The 19,503-nt window shown below is 55.8% G+C and carries 18 protein-coding genes and 1 riboswitch; of the genes, 13 read left to right on the top strand and 5 right to left on the bottom strand.

Going from position 1 to position 19,503, the window contains the following annotated elements; genetic code table 11:
* Positions 1–254 precede the first annotated feature (254 nt).
* The gene (locus MY069_RS07085) at positions 255–923 is read left to right on the top strand and encodes a TorF family putative porin (protein ID WP_482796371.1); all 669 of its coding nucleotides are present in this window, start codon (positions 255–257) and stop codon (positions 921–923) included.
* A 179-nt stretch (positions 924–1,102) separates the two neighbouring features.
* On the opposite strand, the gene MY069_RS07090 is transcribed toward MY069_RS07085, so the two are convergent.
* Positions 1,103–1,630 carry a GcrA family cell cycle regulator gene (locus tag MY069_RS07090; RefSeq protein ID WP_482796372.1) on the bottom strand — a complete coding sequence of 176 codons (528 nt, stop codon included), beginning with the start codon at positions 1,628–1,630 and terminating at the stop codon, positions 1,103–1,105.
* 204 nt (positions 1,631–1,834) lie between these two features.
* Here MY069_RS07090 and MY069_RS07095 point away from each other — a divergent pair, with 204 nt between their 5' ends.
* From MY069_RS07095 to MY069_RS07105, 3 genes are all read left to right on the top strand, one after another.
* Positions 1,835–2,668, top strand: a complete 834-nt coding sequence (locus MY069_RS07095; RefSeq protein ID WP_482796373.1) for an ABC transporter permease — start codon at positions 1,835–1,837, stop codon at positions 2,666–2,668.
* Between the two features lie 25 nt (positions 2,669–2,693).
* Positions 2,694–4,475, top strand: coding sequence for an ABC-F family ATP-binding cassette domain-containing protein (locus MY069_RS07100; RefSeq protein WP_482796689.1), 1,782 nt, complete (start codon positions 2,694–2,696; stop codon positions 4,473–4,475).
* Between the two features lie 200 nt (positions 4,476–4,675).
* Positions 4,676–6,040, top strand: a complete 1,365-nt coding sequence (locus MY069_RS07105; protein WP_482796374.1) for an alpha/beta hydrolase — start codon at positions 4,676–4,678, stop codon at positions 6,038–6,040.
* A gap of 12 nt (positions 6,041–6,052) precedes the next feature.
* On the opposite strand, the gene cysN is transcribed toward MY069_RS07105, so the two are convergent.
* Positions 6,053–7,960: a sulfate adenylyltransferase subunit CysN gene (cysN, locus tag MY069_RS07110; RefSeq protein ID WP_482796375.1), complete on the bottom strand. Its 1,908-nt coding sequence runs from the start codon at positions 7,958–7,960 to the stop codon at positions 6,053–6,055.
* A 1-nt stretch (position 7,961) separates the two neighbouring features.
* Positions 7,962–8,864, bottom strand: coding sequence for a sulfate adenylyltransferase subunit CysD (gene cysD / locus MY069_RS07115; protein WP_482796376.1), 903 nt, complete (start codon positions 8,862–8,864; stop codon positions 7,962–7,964).
* A 186-nt stretch (positions 8,865–9,050) separates the two neighbouring features.
* On the opposite strand from cysD, the gene MY069_RS07120 reads away from it, so the two are divergent.
* The 4 genes from MY069_RS07120 to MY069_RS07135 are packed head-to-tail and all read left to right on the top strand — an operon-like array spanning position 9,051 to position 13,738.
* On the top strand, positions 9,051–10,079 hold the full coding sequence (locus MY069_RS07120) for an NADP-dependent oxidoreductase (RefSeq protein ID WP_482796377.1): 1,029 nt from the start codon (positions 9,051–9,053) through the stop codon (positions 10,077–10,079).
* A 39-nt stretch (positions 10,080–10,118) separates the two neighbouring features.
* Positions 10,119–12,158, top strand: coding sequence for an alpha/beta fold hydrolase (locus MY069_RS07125; RefSeq protein WP_482796378.1), 2,040 nt, complete (start codon positions 10,119–10,121; stop codon positions 12,156–12,158).
* Positions 12,159–12,160: 2 nt separating this feature from the next.
* Positions 12,161–12,973 (top strand): enoyl-CoA hydratase/isomerase family protein, encoded by an 813-nt coding sequence (locus MY069_RS07130; protein ID WP_482796379.1) that lies wholly within the window; start codon positions 12,161–12,163, stop codon positions 12,971–12,973.
* Positions 12,974–12,976: 3 nt separating this feature from the next.
* On the top strand, positions 12,977–13,738 hold the full coding sequence (locus MY069_RS07135) for a crotonase/enoyl-CoA hydratase family protein (protein ID WP_482796380.1): 762 nt from the start codon (positions 12,977–12,979) through the stop codon (positions 13,736–13,738).
* A gap of 58 nt (positions 13,739–13,796) precedes the next feature.
* On the opposite strand, the gene MY069_RS07140 is transcribed toward MY069_RS07135, so the two are convergent.
* Entirely contained in the window at positions 13,797–14,120 is a 324-nt protein-coding gene (locus tag MY069_RS07140; RefSeq protein ID WP_482796381.1) for a UrcA family protein, read from the bottom strand.
* 168 nt (positions 14,121–14,288) lie between these two features.
* A riboswitch (SAM riboswitch) is annotated at positions 14,289–14,366 on the top strand.
* Between the two features lie 57 nt (positions 14,367–14,423).
* On the opposite strand from MY069_RS07140, the gene MY069_RS07145 reads away from it, so the two are divergent.
* The 5 genes from MY069_RS07145 to MY069_RS07165 all read left to right on the top strand — a co-directional run bounded on the left by MY069_RS07145 (position 14,424) and on the right by MY069_RS07165 (position 18,146).
* Positions 14,424–15,341 (top strand): homoserine O-succinyltransferase, encoded by a 918-nt coding sequence (locus MY069_RS07145; protein WP_482796382.1) that lies wholly within the window; start codon positions 14,424–14,426, stop codon positions 15,339–15,341.
* A gap of 8 nt (positions 15,342–15,349) precedes the next feature.
* A complete protein-coding gene (locus MY069_RS07150; protein WP_482796383.1) occupies positions 15,350–15,895 on the top strand; it encodes a GNAT family N-acetyltransferase in 546 nt (181 codons plus the stop codon).
* A gap of 10 nt (positions 15,896–15,905) precedes the next feature.
* A complete protein-coding gene (locus tag MY069_RS07155) occupies positions 15,906–16,328 on the top strand; it encodes a bleomycin resistance protein (protein ID WP_482796384.1) in 423 nt (140 codons plus the stop codon).
* Positions 16,325–17,485, top strand: coding sequence for an acyl-CoA dehydrogenase family protein (locus tag MY069_RS07160; RefSeq protein WP_482796385.1), 1,161 nt, complete (start codon positions 16,325–16,327; stop codon positions 17,483–17,485). Before MY069_RS07155 ends, MY069_RS07160 begins: the two co-directional genes overlap by 4 nt.
* An 82-nt stretch (positions 17,486–17,567) precedes the next feature.
* Complete coding sequence (locus MY069_RS07165; RefSeq protein WP_482796386.1) at positions 17,568–18,146, top strand: GNAT family N-acetyltransferase; 579 nt, start codon at positions 17,568–17,570, stop codon at positions 18,144–18,146.
* Here the strand turns inward: MY069_RS07165 and MY069_RS07170 are convergent.
* Positions 18,143–19,372: a cytochrome P450 gene (locus tag MY069_RS07170; RefSeq protein ID WP_482796387.1), complete on the bottom strand. Its 1,230-nt coding sequence runs from the start codon at positions 19,370–19,372 to the stop codon at positions 18,143–18,145. The two genes, MY069_RS07165 and MY069_RS07170, sit on opposite strands and share 4 nt — an antisense overlap.
* Positions 19,373–19,503 lie beyond the last annotated feature (131 nt).

The raw sequence follows: 19,503 nt of genomic DNA on the forward strand, positions 1-19,503 counted from the left end.
AGGCGCCTGAAACGCTGTCACTGGCGGGGCAGCTTGGAATCTCGGTGTCTTTTGCATCACGCGCTGGCCATCGCCCCCTCATATCGCTGCAATTGTCCTTCATCGACGGGTTTGGAGGCGCGAAAACCGCTATTTGCTCGATTTTCGAGCGCGTGCGGATAAAATTCACCCGGTTCAGGCATACTAAGTGGCTAAAACCTGAGCAGTCCGCTCTTTAGGCCTCACCAATCGCAATTTCTGGAAGGAGCAGATTGATGGGGAAAATGATTTCACGAGGTCTCGCACTCGCAATGGTCGCTGGCGCTTTTACCGCACCTACCGCCCTCTCTGAAAGTGAGTTCTCAGGCAATGTTGCCTTGACCACTGACTATGTCTGGCGCGGCGTTTCGCAGAACAGCGAAAACCCAGCCATCCAAGGCGGCTTTGATTTCGCAAATGGCGCTTTCTATGCTGGCACTTGGGCCTCAATCGTCGATTTTGGCGGCGCCAATATGGAACTCGACCTGTATGGCGGATTTGCCGGTGAAACCGAAGCCGGCCTCGCTTGGGATGTTGGCGTTATCGGATACGTTTATCCAGACGCGGACGATCTAGACTTCCTTGAAGTCTATGGCGGCCTCGGCGTCTCACTCGGGCTCGTCGATCTCGGCGGATACGCGTATATCGATCCAGACAATGAGACCGTTTATCTCGACTTCACGGCAGGCTTCGCAGCCAGCGATGTGCTCGGGTTCGACGCCTCAGTCGGCACCTATGCTGATGGCGGAGACGGCTTCATCGAAGAATACACAAATTACTCCATCGGCGCGACGCTCGCGACAGAATATGTCGACTTCGATCTTCGCTTCTGGGGCACCGACTCTGACGGACTTGGCGATGTCGGCGATGAGCGTGTCGTTCTGACGGTTAGCCGTTCCCTCTAAGCTCTACTGAGCGCTCACCCGCCTTTTGCCCTCCTGTCTAGGGCGGGTCTGACTGGCCGCTGCTTTTCCGATAGTTCGGAGCGCAGCGGCCTTTTCTTTTGGGTGCTCGCCCCGCGAAAAAGGCGGCCTGGAAAATCCCAAACCGCCTTTTTATAGATCATAGAAAATGTGCGCTAAATTTAGCCTGCGATTTTGCGGACATAATCATATTCCGCTTTTTTCTTCTCGCGCTTTTTAGCGGGCTGGAACGCGACTTTCGCGTGCTCAGCGCAGTAAGGGCCGCTGGTCGCTTTGCGTCCGCAAAAGGCAAATTTTGGATCCGCAGGGTCGCCGATCGGCCATTTGCACATGCTGTCGCGCAGAGTGAGAATAGTAGCGGCCTCGCCATCAGATAAAGGCTGCGGCGTCAGCGCCTCGAGCATTGCCGTTTTTTCGGTCGGCTTGAGCTGGGTTTCAGCAACCTCCCGCTGCGGTTTTGGTGTAACCACTGCGCCATCCGGCCGGATGCGCGGCTTTGGATGCGCGAGCCGCGGCGGGCGTTTTACAGGGCGTGATGGTGTTGCGCGACCAGAAAGGCCGAGACGATGCACTTTGCCGATAACGGCATTGCGAGTGACCCCTCCTAATTCTTTGGCTATTTGGCTCGCCGAATGGCCCTCTGCCCATAGCTTTTTCAATACTTCTACGCGATCTTCAGTCCAAGCCATGCGTTTTACCCCGCTCCTTGGCAGCCCCTAGATATAGATAAGAGCGATGCCACCAGCCCCGCTCCAACGCTATATATCGTATCAGGAGCGAAACTAAACACAAGATGCTGATTCTTTCTGTCCACAGGCAATCAACATATAGTAGTCATTGTGGATAGATTTCCCCTATCGCCAAATCCCGAGTCAGCTCTTAAGTGTCGGGTCATGCCTGATACATCCTCATCTCTGCTCTCACCCCCCGAACCGCGCACTTATGGCGCGGTCAATTGGTTAGGCTTGTGGACGCTGTATAAGCGCGAAGTTGGCCGTTTTATGAAGGTTTGGATGCAAACGCTGCTAGCGCCTGTCATATCCACGCTTTTGTTCATGACCGTGTTCAAACTGGCCTTTGGCAATCGCGGCGAGCTAAGCGGAGATTTCGCTGGGCTCGACTATAACAGTTTCCTGGCGCCCGGCTTGATCGTCATGGCGATGCTACAGAACGCATTCCAGAACTCATCCTCGTCGCTGACCATTGCGAAAGTCCAAGGCAGTCAGGTCGATTTCTTGATGCCGCCACTGTCGCCCGTCGAGTTGACGATTGGCTTCATTTTTGGCGCTGTAACGCGCGGCATTATGGTGGGCGCAATTGCGGCGATTGGGATTCATTTTAGCGGTCTTGCCGATCTCTCAGTAGCGCATGTCTGGCCCGTGCTCTGGTTTGGGCTAATGGCGACAATCTTCCTTGCTGCCATCGGCGCCATGGGCGGAATCTGGGCGGATAAATTCGATCACTTGGCCGCCGTGTCTAACTTTGTCATCGTCCCACTGACTTTCTTGTCCGGGACGTTTTACGACATCAATGTCTTGGTTGAGCCGTTCAAAAGCCTGGCCTATTTCGATCCGATTTTCTTCCTGATCGACGGCTTCCGCTACGGCTTCCTGGACGCTGCGAACTCGAATGTCATGACCGGTATGCTGGTCAGCGGCGGCGCTGCGTTCTTGGCGTCAGCAGGCGTCTGGTGGATGATACGCACCGGCTATAAATTAAAAGCCTGAGGTCGTGTCCCTTCCAATCCTGACCATGACCGATGTGCGGCTGGCCTTTGGCGGCAAGCCGCTATTTGAGGGCGTCTCGTTTACCTTGGCCAAGGGCGAGCGCGCTGCGTTGGTCGGCAGAAACGGCGCCGGCAAGTCGACCCTCATGCGCTTGATCACAGGCCGGCATGAGCCGGATGATGGCGAGCTCTGGATCCATCCCGGCACGATGATCACCACCGTCGAGCAAGAACCAGATCTGTCGGCGTTTGAAACGGTGCTCGACTATGCCACCTCAGGCGGCGCAGAAGCCTGGCGGGCTGAGGCAGAGCTCGGTCATTTTGGCGTCGACCCAAATGTTAATCCGAACATTCTGTCTGGAGGGCAAACTCGGCGAGCCGCGCTCGCTAAGGCGTTTGCTTATGATCCGGATGTCTTGCTTCTCGACGAGCCGACCAACCATCTCGACGTGCCGATGATTGAGACGCTTGAATCACGCCTGATCGGCTTCAATGGCGCCGTGCTTTTGGTCAGCCATGATCGCCGCTTCATGGAGAATGTGACAACCAACACGCTGTGGCTGCGCGATGGGATCGTCCTGAAAAGCCAGAAAGGCTATGGCGACTTTGAGCGCTGGGCGGAAGAAGTAGAAGAAGCCGAAATCCGGCAGCTCCAGAAAATTAAAACCCAACTCAAAGCCGAAGAACACTGGCTACAGCGCGGCGTCACCGGGCGACGCGCGCGCAATATGGGTCGCTTGCACAAGCTGAAAGCCATGCGCGCCGAAGCGGCCCGGCGCAAAGCGGCGATAATTGCGCAAAAAGCCAAAGCCGGGATCAGCGCTGAAGAGGCGGGCTCTCAGTCACGAAAAGTCATCGAGGCATTCGGCCTCACCAAAGCTTATGGCGATCTGAAAATCGTCGAGGGATTGGACTTTAAGATCTTGCGCGGCGACCGGCTTGGTTTCATCGGCCCGAATGGCGTTGGTAAAACCACGCTGCTCAAACTCCTGCTCGGCGAGCTTGAGCGCGATAGCGGCAATGTGAAACTCAACCCAGCTTTGCGGATCACCTATCTCGACCAGACCCGTGATACGCTGCGCCCGAAAGACACGTTGTGGGAAGCGCTCGCCCCGCAAGGGGGCGACAGCATCATGGTGCAAGGCAAACAGCGCCACGTTGCGGCCTATGCGAAAGACTTTCTGTTCAAACCGGAACAGCTGCGCCAGGCCGTGTCGGCCCTCTCTGGTGGGGAACGCAACCGCTTAACCCTGGCCATCGCGCTGGCTCAATCAACCGATGTTCTTGTGCTCGACGAGCCAACCAATGATCTCGACATGCAGACGCTCGACCTGCTTGAGGACATGTTGCTCAACTTTGAGGGCACATTGATCCTGGTCAGCCATGATCGCGCCTTCCTGGATGCGACGGTGACTTCTTGCCTGGTCCCGCTTGGCGATGGTGCTTGGGTTGAAACTGCTGGCGGCTGGACCGACGCACAGTCTCAGATCAAAGGCAAACCCGGCAAAGCGTCGCAAGCGGATAAAAAACCGAAGGCCGACAAACAAAAACCGGCCGAACCCAAGAAGCAAACCAAGCTCAGCTTTAAAGACCAGCATCGCCTCAAAGAGGTTGAGACCGAGATGCCGCGCCTCGAGGCAGAGATCGCAAAGCTCGAAATCGAACTCTCTGATCCCGCCCTCTTCAATACCAATCCCGATGAATTCAATCGCATCAATAAACGCTTAGAAGCCGCCCGCGCCGACCTCGAACAGGCCGAGATGGATTGGATGGAGATCGAAGAGAAGAAAGAAGCGCTCGCCACTTAGCCAAGTCACGAGAACGTTGAGCTTGTTCGACAATCTGCTAGCGTCCTTGTTTGGGAAGACAGGGACGCGACATGAGACGATTACAATTATTCGCCCTTTTCGTATTGGTTGGCTGCGCCACAGCGGAGCCCCCTCCGCCGCCGCCTCCACCCCCTCCTCCGCCGCCGTCGCCGGTCGTATCAGTCGAAGAGGAACCGCCTTTGGCTGGCGCCAGCCAGTCACGTAGTCTTGTCATTACGGCGGCATCGGCGCCCACCCCAAAAACCAATTGCGACTTGTTTGCCGAGGCCGATGGCGCCGACAAAATGACCTGCGTGAGCGTCTTATACGGCACCAATCGAACACTGTCGGATGACCGCCCAGATGTGATTCAATCTGATAAGACCGAGCGCAAACGCAATTTCTATGACCAAGGCGACTTGTTCAGCATTCGCCCTGACAGCCGCGAAAATTGCGAGCCCAATGCGATTGCATGGGCGGAAACCCGGACACGCCAGGACGTTTGCCATCTCGGCGAAGTGGTCGTCTCGATCCCCGCCCGGCGCGATAAAAAGCTCGATCGCGGCGGCGGCGTCTATCGCGCGGCCTCTTCGCGCAGCAAAATTTCAGCACGATCGGCCTCGAAATTTTTCACGCTTTTTGATCACCGCTCTTTTGATGGAGATCCGATCGGGTTTCAGAGGCGCGTCGAGCAAATTCTAGCCCAATCATCCGATGCTGAAGGACATGCTTTTGTCTTCATCCATGGCTTTAATGTGCCGTTTCGGAGCGCGGTCTTTCGAACCGCTCAGCTCAAATATGACATGGATTTTGATGGTCCCGCCTTTGTCTTTTCCTGGCCCTCAAATGGCGCCTTGCTCGACTATTTGAGCGATCAGGAAGACGCTGATCTGAGCGTTGATGCGCTGGTTCGCTTCCTGCGCTTTACCCATAGCACTGTTAACGCAGATCCCGAGAAGCCGGTGAAGCTGCACATCATTGCCCATTCCATGGGAACCCGCGTCACCGCCCAAGCGCTTGCCAGGCTTAGCGATTTTGAAGACAGCCCGAGTTTCGGCCACGTAATATTCGCCGCGGGGGATTTGGACACCAATCTGTTCGAAGAATGGATGGGCGCCTCAGCTCGCCTTTATGATGGCGTTACGCTTTACACCTCCCGCCAAGATCGCGCGGTTGGGTTTAGCGGCTGGCTGCGCAATCTGTCGCGCAAGTTGGCGTTTTGGGGCGCCAATAATGACGTGAAAACGCGGATCGGATTCTACGAAAAGAAATCGTCGCCTTCGACGTTCGACTTGCCGTCTGAGGCGGGTCAACAAGTGGCCAAAACGATCGATATCTCAGCAGCGGCAAAGACGAGCTTCCTGTTTAAAGTGCGCCACTCGGTTTATGCCGAGTCAAAAGCCATTACAGACGATATCCGCTATCTATTTGATCACCCCTTCAGTGACCCAAGCGAACGGTCTCCACGGCTCAAACGCCTGTGTCCGGAAGACGATCATTGGACCTATATGTCGGACAAGAAAGCCGCCAGATATCGCGCCAAAAACTGCCCTGGTTCGAGTTAGGCGGGCGGCTGTTTAAACCTCAAACCAGCCGCGATCGCGCATCCATTTGATGATATTGTCGGCGGCCTCTTCTGCGCTTTGCTCGACGGTATTGATCACGATCTCTGGATCTTCCGGCGCCTCATAAGGGCTGTCGAGACCCGTGAAATTCTTGATCTCGCCGGCCCGGGCGCGTTTGTAGAGCCCTTTGACATCGCGCTCTTCCGCGACAGAGAGCGGGGTGTCGACAAAGATCTCGACGAACTCGCCCTCGGCCATCAGATTGCGCGCCATACGCCGCTCCGACCGGAACGGTGAGATGAAGCTGACCAGTGTGATCAGGCCCGCATCACTCATCAATTTCGAGACATTCGAGACCCGGCGAATATTTTCCACACGATCGGCATCGGTGAAGCCGAGATCTTGGTTGAGGCCATGCCGGACATTATCGCCATCGAGCACAAAAGTGTGCTTGCCCATGGCGAACAGTTTCTGCTGAAGCGCATTAGCAATGGTCGATTTTCCTGAGCCTGATAGGCCGGTAAACCAAAGCACTGCAGGCTTTTGCTCTTTTTGTTGGGCCAAGGCAACGCGATCGACATCCAAAGCTTGCCAATGAATGTTCCCGGCTCGACGCAGCGCAAAATCAATCAAGCCGAGCCCGACCGTATTATTGCTCAGCCGGTCGATCAGAATGAAGCCGCCCGTCTCGCGGTTTTGGTCATAAGGATCAAACGCAATGGGTTGGTCGAGCGCCAAAGTGATCACACCGAAATCATTCAGCCCCAGCGTTTTCGCCGGCTTGTCTTGGATCGTGTTCACATCGATCCCGAACTTCAGGTCGAGTACGGTCGCGGTGACGGTCTTGGCGCCGATTTTGAGCAAATAGCGCCGCCCGGGCAGCATCTCGCTATCTGCCATCCAAAGCACGCGCGCTTGAAATTGATCCGCAACCTCGGCGGGCGCCCCGGCGGCGCAAATCACGTCGCCGCGGGAGGTATCGACTTCGTCGGCAAAGGTCAGCGTCACTGACTGTCCGGCCACCGCCTCTTTTAAGTCGCCGCCATGAACCACAATCCGTTCGATCGTGGTCTCCTTCGCACTTGGCAGCGTTTTGACTTTGTCGCCTGGTTTGATCCGGCCGGATGCGACTTGGCCCGAGAAGCCGCGAAAGTCCAAATTCGGGCGATTGACCCATTGGACCGGCATCCGGAAGGGCGCATTGGTGCGCTCATCATCCACCGGGACGGTCTCAAGATATTCCATCAAAGGCGGGCCTTGATACCACGGCATATTGTCGGAATTGGCGGTGATATTATCCCCTGCCAGGGCCGACATCGGGATCGCTTGGATCTCAATGCCAGCCGATAATTCTTGCGCAAATTCGAGGAAGTCTTGCTCGATCCGATTGTAGACCGCCTCGTCATAATCAACGAGATCCATCTTATTGATCGCCAGCACGAGTTTTCGGATCCCGAGCGAGCTTGCGATAAAGCTATGGCGGCGCGTTTGGGTCAGGATGCCTTTGCGCGCATCAATCATCAGAATGGCGAGATCTGCGGTCGACGCGCCAGTCGCCATATTGCGGGTATACTGTTCGTGACCAGGCGTATCGGCGACAATGAACTTCCGGCGATCGGTCGAGAAGAACCGATAGGCGACATCAATCGTAATGCCTTGCTCGCGCTCGGCTGAAAGGCCATCGACCAAGAGCGCGAAATCGATATTCTCGCCTTGCGTCCCATGCTTTTTGGAGTCGCTCTCAAGCGCATCGAGCTGATCTTCAAAGATCATTTTGGAATCGTAGAGCAAACGCCCAATCAGGGTGGACTTGCCGTCATCAACGCTGCCGCACGTGATGAAGCGGAGCAGCGATTTATTCTCGTGCGCTTCGAGATAAGCGGAAATATCTTCAGAGATCAGGGCATCAATATGAGACATTTTAGAAATACCCCTCTTGTTTCTTTTTCTCCATCGAGGCCGACTGATCCCGGTCAATCGTCCGGCCTTGGCGCTCAGACGAGGTGGTCAGCAGCATTTCCTGGATAATGTCTTCAAGCGTGTCTGCCGTGCTTTCGACCGCGCCGGTCAGCGGGTAGCAGCCCAGCGTCCGGAAGCGGACAGATTTCATTACCGCTTGGTCGCGCAGCTCTTTCGGCATCCGCTCATCATCGACCATGATTTGTGAGCCTTCCCAGGCTACGACAGGGCGCTCAGCAGCATAGTAAAGCGGTACAATCTCAATCTGCTCGCGGCGGATATATTGCCAAATATCAAGCTCGGTCCAATTCGAGATCGGGAAGCAGCGAATGCTCTCCCCTTTATGGATCCGCGCATTATAGAGGTTCCAAAGCTCAGGCCGTTGGTTCTTCGGATCCCAGCGATGCTCTGAAGTGCGGAACGAGAAGACGCGCTCTTTAGCGCGAGATTTTTCTTCGTCTCGACGCGCCCCGCCAAAAGCGACATCGAACTTATATTTGTCCAAGGCCTGTTTCAGCGCTTGGGTCTTCATAATATCAGTATGAACGGACGAGCCATGCGAGAACGGGCCAATCCCGGCATCGATGCCCTCTTGGTTGGAATGCACGATCAGATCCATGCCAAGCTCTTTGGCTTTGCGATCGCGAAACTCGATCATTTCACGGAATTTCCAGGTCGTATCGACATGCATCAGCGGAAAAGGCGGAACGCTCGGATAGAATGCCTTCATCGCAAGGTGCAGCATCACCGCACTGTCTTTACCAACTGAGTACAGCATTACCGGGTTCTCGGCGACGGCGGCGACTTCGCGAATGATATGAATCGCCTCGGCCTCAAGCCGATCAAGATGGGTCAAGGAGGTCACTAAACTTGCCTATTTAAAATCTGACATGAATTCAGCGCTCCACCTAGGTGCGCCGCTGCTTACGGACAACTGCGCCCAATCGTTAGCATCACTCAACGATCTTTCGCAAACCATGTTGCCGCAACGTCCTTACTGGTCTTTCGCGCTTGAAAGTGGTCCATAGGCAAAAAATGCGGAGAGTTCCACTTGAGTGATCATATGCAGCAAATCGTCTTGAAACAATATTGCGAGGGTGCCCCAAAGCCCAGCGATTTCGACCTTGTCAGCAAAGAATTGCCAATTCCCAATGAAGGCCAATTTCGGGTCCGCCATATTTGGAATTCCGTCGATCCAGGCACCCGCTCTCGCCTGTCAGGTGGAGACTCTTATGCCGCCGCTTTACCGCTTGGAAAGCCAATTGATGGGTTTAGCGTAGGTATTGTGGATGCCAGTGAAAACGAGGCCTATCCGGTCGGCACCAAAGTCTTTTGCGCTGGCGGATGGCGCACCCACACGATCCAAAACGGCAAAGGCTTTATTGGCCAAGTGCCGGACGGCGTTCCGCTGCCGCTCTCGCTTTGGATCGGCGTGCTCGGTGTCCCCGGCCTCACTGCCTGGTTCGGTCTCAAATCGGTTGCCAAATTTCAAGCCGGTGACCGCGTGCTTGTCACCTCCGCAGCCGGCCCGGTTGGCGCAACCGCGGGCCAGCTCGCCAAAGCAGGCGGGGCTGAACAAGTGATTGGCATCGCCGGCAGCGACACCAAATGCCAATGGCTGGTCGAAGAAGCTGGGTTTGATCACGCGATCAATTACAAGACCACGCCCGATCTCGATGCCGCGATCAGTGAGGCGATGCCCAAAGGCGTAGATCTTCTGTTCGACAATGTCGGCAATGCGATGGTCAATCGCGTCTTACCAAAAATGCGCCTCAACGGCCGCATCTGCATCTCCGGCCAAGTCGCCGACTACAATCTCTCGCCAGAGGAAACCCCTGGCATCGTCAACACCAAACCCTTCATCACCCATCGCGTCCTAATGCAGGGTCTGGTTGTGTTTGACTTTGCCCGCGAGTTCCCGGTCGCTTTGAACGAAATGGCGACACTAATTGGCAATGGCGAGCTGAAGCTCAAAGAAGAGCGCTTTGAAGGCATCGATAAAATGCCGGAAGCATTTTGCGGCCTGTTCCGCGGTGAGAATTTTGGCCGCCGCGTTGTGCAAGTCGGCGTCGAAGCTTAGGGTCCTGGGAAGACAAACCAATCGCAGTGGGAGCGGGTTATGATGGGTCATCTTAAAGCGGTCGTCTTAGCATTGTTCACGGTCTTGTTGACGCCATTGGCACTTGCTCAAGACGACCCCGACCTTCCTGCTCTGCCTGTGCTTGATCCGGACCGCGTGCATGCCAACTGGCTCGATTTTGAGCCGGAATTCACGCCCTATGTATGCCCGTTTCATGCTGCGGCTCCAGAATATGATCCGGAAGAATTCCGCTGCGGCTATGTGCTGGTGCCGGAAGATCGAACCAAGCCCGACAGCCGGTTGATCCAACTGTCCGTTCTGAAGATAAAATCTACCTCTGAAAATCCGGAGCGGCGCGCCGTCATGCGGCTGACGGGCGGCCCAGGTGGACCCTCGCTCGGCGCCGGACGCATCCGTGCTTATCAAGGCCCGAACACAAAGGGCTACCGTGAAGCCGCGGATTTAATCTTCTTCGACCAGCGCGGCATTGGTTATTCAGAAGGCCATTTCTGCCGCGCTGTGCCGCGTAACTTCCAATTTGGCGTTTCAATTGAAGAGGGCGTTGAGAAGTCCAAAGCCGCCTTCGAAAAATGCCTCCGTGAAGCCCGGGCGCGCGGCATCGAAGTAGATGGCTATTCGACTTGGCAGAACGCGCTCGATGTTCGCGATATTCGCAAAGCGCTCGGCTATGACCAGTGGACCTTGTTTGGGGTCTCTTACGGCACCTCGCTCGGCCAAGCGATCTTGCAAGTCGATGAAGACGGCGTCCGCGCCGCGATCTTGGATAGCGTCGTGCCCGCTGAACCGCTTGAGACTGGCGGCTGGGAAGCGACCGCCTATGGATTTAGCTCAGCGCTTAACGCGCTTGATGCAGACTGCGCTAAGAGTCCTGCCTGCGCGCGCGATATCGGTAGTTTCCGGGAGCGGTTGATCGCAACCTTTGAAGCCTATGACGAAGATCCAATCATTATGGACACGATGGACCATGGTTCAGTCCTTAATGGCACCGTGGTCATCGATGGAGATCTGGTCGGCGGCGCGGTGTTTCAGGCGCTCTATTCAAACCAGCTCTATGCCGATTTTCCAAGCCTGCTTACCGCCCTTGAAAACCGTGATTTAGAGGCCATACAGGCCTGTTTTGAAGTCCTTGGCCGTCCTATCGATCACAGCGCCGGAAACGGTCTGGAACTGGTTGCCAATTGCCGCGGCGCGATCGCGGTCAGTGACGAACAATTCGAAACCATGCGCCGGGCCGAACCCCAACTCTCTCGGTGGACCGACACTGTGGAATGGGATGAAGTCTGTGCTGCCGTCTATCAAATGAACCCCGACCCGACGGTGAAACGCGTTGTCACCGACATACCTATTTTGGTCGCCGCTGGGTCCGTCGATCCGATTACACCGCCCAATTATAGCCAATCCATCATGTCTGGCCTCGCCAATGGGCAATACATTGAGTTCCCACATACCGGTCATGGCGCTTTGTTCAGCAATTCTCCGGGATGCGGCCAAGAGATCTGGCTCGCTTTCGTCAAAGACCCGAACGCGCCCCTCGACATGTCCTGTCTTTCCGAGGTCGCGGCCCCGAATTTCCTCACCCGCGTGATTGAGACCAAAGCGCCGTATCATTTCGCGCGGGGGCTCCAATCCGGGCAATATCCTTATGGCGTCATCCTCGCCGCCGGCTTGCTTCTGATCAGCGTGATTATGTTCCCGATCGGCTGGATCGCCCGCAAAGTTCAAGGCGCAGGTGGGCCAAGTCTCAACTATGCCCGTGCGATCACATGGGGCGGCGCGCTGCTCGCACTTGGTGGCTTAGGTTGGACGATCAAACAAATCCTGGCGACCGCGACCACACACCCGATGGCGCTGCCGATTGGTGTACTGCCCTCCACCGGTTACGGCTTTTGGCTCGGCCTGCTTGGCTTTGCGCTGACCGCTTTTGCACTCTATCGCGGCCTGACGAGCGACGGGTTCGGGCGGCGCCAATTGGGCGCATCAATCGGACTGGTGGTGACCTGCCTGTCCGCGCTCGGCATCCTCATCTTCCTGTTTTCTCTTGGCATAGGACCCTTCTAACCGTGACCAGCCCTTTTGATATTACCAGCGCCCAGTATTCGCGTTTCACTTTTGAACGGGATGGCCGTGTGCTGACCGCCGCGATCACTTCCGATCATCCGGTCAATGGCGTTGACGCGGCCATGCATGAAGAGCTGGGACGGGTGTTTACCGATCTCCAGCGCGACAGCGGAAGCGATATCATTATCCTAACTGGCAAAGGCCGAGCCTTTTGTGCAGGCGGCGATTTTGATTGGTTCGATGAGCAAATCTCTGACCCGAGCAAGTTCCGCGATATCGCCTGGGAAGCCAAACGGATCGTGACCTCGATCTTGGATATGGAAAAGCCGATGATTTGCCGCCTGAATGGTGCTGCGGCTGGGCTTGGCGCGACCATTGCGCTGCTCTGCGATATAATCATCTCGGACGACAAAGCCTTGATTGGCGACCCGCATGTGAAAGTCGGCCTGGTCGCCGGGGATGGCGGCGCGGTGATCTGGCCGCAATTGATCGGCTTTGCCAAAGCCAAAGAGCTCTTGATGACGGGCGACCTTCTCACCGCATCTGAAGCCAAAGACCTCGGCCTGATTAATTATGCAGTGCCAACCGCAGAACTCGACGCCAAAGTCGCAGAGCTCGTGGCCAAGCTGCAGGGCAATCCGAAATGGGCAGTGCGGTGGACCAAGACCGTTGCTAATATCCCGCTTCGCGCCCTCGCCGCGCAAATGATGGATGCCAGCGTCGGTTGGGAAAGCGTCTCGAACTATATGGATGACCGCAAAGAGGCCGTAGATGCGTTCCGCGAGAAGCGTGATCCAAAACTAACCGGGAACTAAGAGATGGCCGAATTGGTGCTGATCGATCGCCACGGGCCGGTTCAGATCATCACGATCAACCGCCCTGAGGCCCGCAATGCGGTGAACCCTGAGACCGCCGCGCAGCTGCGCGCCGCGTTCGTGGCGGGCGAAGCGGACGATGAGGTTCTGGTCCATATTCTGACCGGCGCTGACGGGCATTTTTGCGCAGGCGCTGACCTCAAAGCGGTGGCAAAACAGGAACGATTCGAACGCGAAGCCCCCATGGGGCCGACCTGGCTCGACCTCAAAAAGCCGTCCATCGCTGCGGTGGAAGGCAATGCTGTTGCTGGCGGGTTAGAGCTCGCGATCATGTGCGATCTGCGCGTTGCCAGCGAAGCAGCTACTTTTGGGGTCTATTGCCGGCGCTGGGGCGTGCCTTTGATTGATGGTGGCACCATTCGTTTGCCTCGCTTGATTGGGCAATCGCGCGCCATGGACATGATCCTAACCGGCCGCGGCGTAGGCGCTGCAGAGGCTTTGTCTTTTGGCCTCGCCAATCGAGTCGTATCAGAAGGCTCTGCCCTTACCGAAGCGATCGCTCTCGCTGAGCAGATCGCTGCGTTCCCGCAAACCTGTATGCGCAATGATCGGCTGAGCGCGATGCAGCAATGGTCGCTTCCCCTCACAGATGCTCTGAGTTTCGAAGCTGAAATCGGTCGCGACTCCCTGCGTGCGGGGGCCAGTTCAGGGGCCGCCCGGTTCGCAAGCGGCAAAGGCCGCGGCGGTGATTTCGGAAACATCTAAGAACGAACAAAAAAACGCGCGACCGTGTGGCCGCGCGTCCTTGTGGGAGGAAAGCGTCTTAGCTTGGAAGGCACATACGGTCAGCTTCCGCGAGACGGGTAACTTCTGGCGCCTCAAGCGCTTCAACCACGTCCGAGATCATCGCTTTCTGACACTTGCGCCGAGCTTTCATACGAGCCGCCATATGGTGACTACTACGTTCCGGCTTACAAGCCTCCCAGACCTGACTACGGATACTGGCATAGATCTCGTCTGCGGACGCGTCCAAATCGACCGTGATTTTTACGGTTTCCGGGACCGACTTCTCATCAGCGAGTGCCGGAGTGGCTGCTAACCCAGTGAGACCAAGAGCGAGGGCGGCAAGAATTCTGGGAGTACGCATGTTTGTTGTTCCTTTATTAGATTGATGCAGGTCGTTGCTGCGAATTCAGAACACCAAAATTTCGCGGCAAACGCTCCGCAATCGCGAAAATGACAGCGCTTTTTTGAAATTGAGACGTCTTTTTCAGAACTGATGAGGATTTGACCTGATCAATATTCTCACCTATGTGACCGTCATTGTGGTGATTTGGCCGGTCGGCTTGCAGCCACGTTAAACAAGTCGCTAAAAGGCCGTGCGGATCTCGACAGGGGATATGCCCTCGACCGCCTTCCTGACAGCGAAAGATTATCACTGGAGAGGCAGATGCCGATCAAAATTCCAGATACGTTGCCCGCGCGCGATACGCTGATTGATGAAGGCGTTGCGGTCCTGTCCGACTCTGATGCGATCCGTCAGGATATCCGTCCGCTACAAATCGGCTTGCTCAATTTGATGCCGAACAAGATCCGCACCGAGACGCAAATCGCTCGTTTGATTGGCGCCAGTCCCCTGCAAATTGAAATGACGCTGATCATGGTCGGTGGACACACGCCCAAGAATACCAGCCAGGAACATCTGATCAGTTTTTATCAAAACTGGGACGCGGTGAAACATCGCAAATTTGACGGTTTCATCATCACCGGCGCACCGATTGAAACGCTGCCCTTCGAGGACGTGACCTATTGGGATGAGCTGACGCAAATCTTCGAATGGACGCGCACGCATGTGCACTCAAACTTCTTCATTTGCTGGGGCGCGATGGCCGCCGCTTATCACTTCCACGGCGTTCCGAAACATCAGCTCGCTGACAAGGCGTTTGGGGTTTATCGCCACCGCAATCTGGCATCCACCTCGCCTTACTTGTCAGGGTTCAGCGATGATTTCCAAATCCCGGTCTCACGCTGGACAGAAGTGCGCGCCGCCGACATCGCCAAAGCGCCTGATCTACAAATCTTGATGGACAGCGATTTTACCGGCCCTTGCTTGCTATCAGACGCCAAGGCGCGAAGCCTCTATTGCTTCAACCATATTGAATATGATTCCACGTCGCTAAAAGAGGAGTATGATCGCGACATCGCCGCCGGCAAACCGATTAAGCCGCCGCATGGTTATTTCCCCGGCGATGATGTCACCATCATGCCTCAAAACCGTTGGCGCAGTCATGCCCATCTTTTGTTCGGCAATTGGATTAATCAGGTCTATCAAACCGTCCCGTATGACAGCGAGGCGATCGGTCGTTAGGATCTGGCATGATCCAAATCCGACGCGCGACTTTCAAAGATGCCGATTTCATTGCCGAAACCTATCGGCCTTTTGTTGAAGACCATTGGGCTTCGTTTGAATTGACGCCGCCAAGCGCCGAGACGATCAGCGCACGAATGGATGCCGCGGGCGATCAATATCCGTGGCTGATCGCCGAAGACAGAAAACCGCTCGCTTACGCTTATGCCTCACCGCACCGGTCGCGGCTCGCCTATCAAACCTCCGTTGATACCGCCATCTATTGCGCGGCCGCCGCGCGCGGGAAAGGGGTTGGTAAGGCGCTCTACAAAAAACTTATCGAGGTCCTGACCGCGCAAAACTATGTCATGGCTTTTGGCGGGATCGCAATGCCGAACGAAGCCTCAATTGGTTTGCACAGATCGGTCGGCTTTGAGCAGGTTGGGACTTACAAAAACGTTGGCTACAAGGATGGCGCTTGGCGCGACACGACTTGGTGGGCCATACCTTTGGCCGAGCCGCAAGCGCCACCTGCTCCGATCCAACCGGTTTCAGCCGTCCTCAGCATCGGCTAAGGACGAAAGAATGTCTCCGGCGCTCGTCCCCGAACTCTATGTCTCGAACCTGCGAGTCAGCGTCGCATTTTATTGCGACACGCTTGGCTTCGCGATTGACTATGCCCGCCCCGAGGACCGGTTTGCCTTTCTGAAGCGCGGGACCGCTGCTTTGATGTTGGAGGAACCGATCGGGCGAACTTGGCTCGCGGCGCCGCTTGAGGCGCCCTATGGGCGCGGCATCAATTTACAGATCGTGGTCGAGGATGTGCGGGCCCTTTATGCGGCTTGCGAGCGTACTCCGGTCCGCATCATTCAACCGCTCGAAACCAAAGCCTACCGGCGACGCGACGACACGGTTTCCCAGACCCAATTTGTTGTGCAAGACCCAGACGGTTACCTGATCAGGCTTGCGGAAATTCGCGCGTCTGAACCAAAAGAGACCGAAGAATGAGCTATTTCGCGACTGAACCTGACCATATCACTGAAATCCGCCGCCAGTTGCAGCGCTTTGTCGCCGAGCATGCCCCGCGCGACAAAAGACGGGACTGGGATCGCCAATCCACTTGGCCGCGGAACACGTTCAAACAAATCGCGGAAATGGGCCTCATCGGTCTCACCATTCCAGAAGAATATGGCGGCATGGGCCAAGACATTATCGGCGCGACGGCGGTGATTGATGAGCTTTGCCAAGCGGGCGCATTCCTCGCCGGACCTTATATTCACGCCGCCTTCTATGGCGGGATGAACTTGTCTGAAAACGGCTCGGAGGAACAGAAAGCGGAGCTCCTCCCGAAGCTTGCGCGCGGCGAGATGTTCCTCTGTTATGGCCTGTCCGAACCAAATGTTGGCGGCGATCTCGCTAGCGTTGAAACGCGCAGCGCGATGGACGGTGATGAGATTGTCATCAATGGCGCCAAGCGCTGGTGCACGGGCGCGGATTGGTCGGACTATATCTATTGTTTGACTCGATCCGGTCCGCCTGAAAACCGCTACAAGAACCTGACTTTCTTGCTGATTCCCACCGATGCGCCAGGCGTCTCGATGCAAGCCATTGAGCATTCCAACCTGCGCTACACCAAATCCATGGACGTCTATTTCGACAATGTCCGTTTGCCAAAGTCAGCGATTGTCGGCGGCGAAGACAATTGGAATAAAGGCTGGAAATTGCTGGCCGGCCGCGCGCTTGATGTCGAGAAAATCGAGATTACAGCGGTCGCCTATGGCATCGCGCGCGCCGCCGTTGAAGAGGCCTGGCAATATGCGCAAGAACGCGAGCAGTTCGGCAAGCCAATCTCGCAGCACCAAGCGATCCGACACAAGCTGGTCACCGCACGCACGAAACTGCAAGCCGCCAAACACATGCTCTATCACGGCGCTTATCTCGCGCAGACAGGTCAACCTTGCAGCGTTGAAACCTCGATGGCGAAATTATTTGTGGCCGACACAGCGGTCGAAATCGCCACCACATGCCAGCAAGTCATGGGCGCGTACGCCATGTCGGACGCCTATGACATGGAGCGCCATGTCCGCGATTTGCTCGGCATGCCAATTGTCGGCGGGTCTTCAGATATGCAGAAAAACAATCTCGCCAGCCTGTTGCGCCTCTAGGTTTTTTTGGAAGATTGGGGACGAATCCCTTGCGGGTACAATTTCTGCGTGCTGAACTAAAATTCACTTCAATGAGATAGTCATGGAACTCTCAGCGCCTGGACTACAGAACGCGATGGTTCGCTTGGACCCGATCACAGAAGCACATCGGGACGTGATCTTTGATTCCGAAATGGAGGATTCGATTTGGAAATGGATGCCCGCCCTGCGCGGTGGCAGCACGCTTAAAAACTATTTCAAACTCATCTTGGATCTGCAAAAGTCCGGAGCAGCCGCGACCTTTGTTTTGTTCCGGCAAAGCGATGGCATGTTCGTAGGCGTCACCGGATTCAGCGAGATCAATAAAATCCATCGCCGCGTCCGCAACGCTCTGACCTGGCACCCACCTTCGCTGACCTCGCAAGAACTCTATCTTGCGGGACAACTCGCGATGATTGAGCGCGCTCATGCATGGAAAGCCAAGCGAATTGAATGGCAGGTCAATTCGCGAAACAATTATATTTTGGACGGCCTGTCGGCGATCCGCCCCACCCAAGAAGCGGTCTATCGAAACTATGAGCGAAATGCAGACGGCGCCTGGGTCGACAAAATCGTGTTCTCATTGACCCGACCTGAAATGGTCGAAGTGATGACCCGGTTAAGACAGACCCTGCCGGTTTAAACCTCTACGTCTAAACGCTCGATGCCGCGGAAGAAAGGCAAGCTGCGCCAAGTGAGATCCTGATCGGGCAAGGTCATGTTGGGATAGCGCTCAAACAGTTTTTGATAGACGCGCCGCGCTTCGATCCGCGCCAATGGTGCCCCAATGCAAATATGCGCACCGCCGCCAAATGAGATGTGCGAGGCCCGTTTCTCGGTGATGTCAAACCTCTCTGGCGCCACAAATTTTTCTGGATCTCGATTGGCCGCCGCGAGCGACATGAAGACCGGCTGACTCTTTTTCATGGGGCATCCGGCGACCTCTCGATTTTCCGAAACCACACGCGAGGTGGCTTGAACTGGCGCTTCATAGCGCAGCACTTCTTCAACCGCTTGGCTCGCCAAATCAGGATTAGCCTTCAACGCTTCCAACTGCTCCGGATGGGTGAGGAATAACCACACGCCATTGCCAATCAGATCAGTCGTGGTGAGATTGCCGCCGACCAGGAGCGCCTGCAAATTGGTGCGCAACTCTTCATCATCAAAGTCGCCGCCGGCGGCTTGGGCTTGAACCATGTCGCTGATCAAATCGTCTTTCGGTTCGACGCGGCGCGCCGCCATCTGCTCGGTGAAATAGGCATTCAGTTTTTCGGCGCTGTCGATCAAATAGGCCGTTTCTTCGTCTGATCGAAGCGGGTTGAGGCCCAAGATCACGCCTTCAGACCAGTGCCGGAACTCTTCCAACCGAGTCTCATCCACACCAAGAATGTGCGCGATAATCGCAATCGGCAGCGGCACAGCGATGTGTTCCATGAGATCGAACCGGCCTGAAGCAGGCGCCGCATCAATAATGCGATCAATGATCGCTTCGATGTCCGGCTCCATTTTCTTGATCCGCGCATAGAAGGCTTTGACCAAAGGCAAGCGATTGCGGGCATGGTCGGGGTCATCCAGAAATAGAATGCTGGACCGCCTGCCTTCTGGGTCTTCGGGATCGACAAGCATGCTCATCATTGAGCCAGGTTCAGCATTGGTCGGGTGACGATCAAAGCTGCGATCATTCACCGTCGCGCGCACATCCTCATACCGCGAGAGGAGCCACGTCTTTAATGGCTCGTCGCGTAGAACCGGATGGGTCTCGCGTAATTGTTTGAGCTTGGGATGTGGGTTGTCGCGCGCTTCGGCGTCTAAGGCCGAGATTTCCATAATCGAGCGCGGGGCTTTTTTGCCCTCATCGGAAACACTCATCTTGTCCTCCCAGGACCTAATATCGCCGCGGGATTTTTGTTTGTTTTGGTGACCGCGGGCCTTGGTAATGTACCGAAAAAACATCCACCAGCACAGGCTGTCGCTAGGTCAGCTCCTTTGGATGACCGGTT

This window comes from Hyphomonas sp. ske169 (assembly GCF_056850855.1).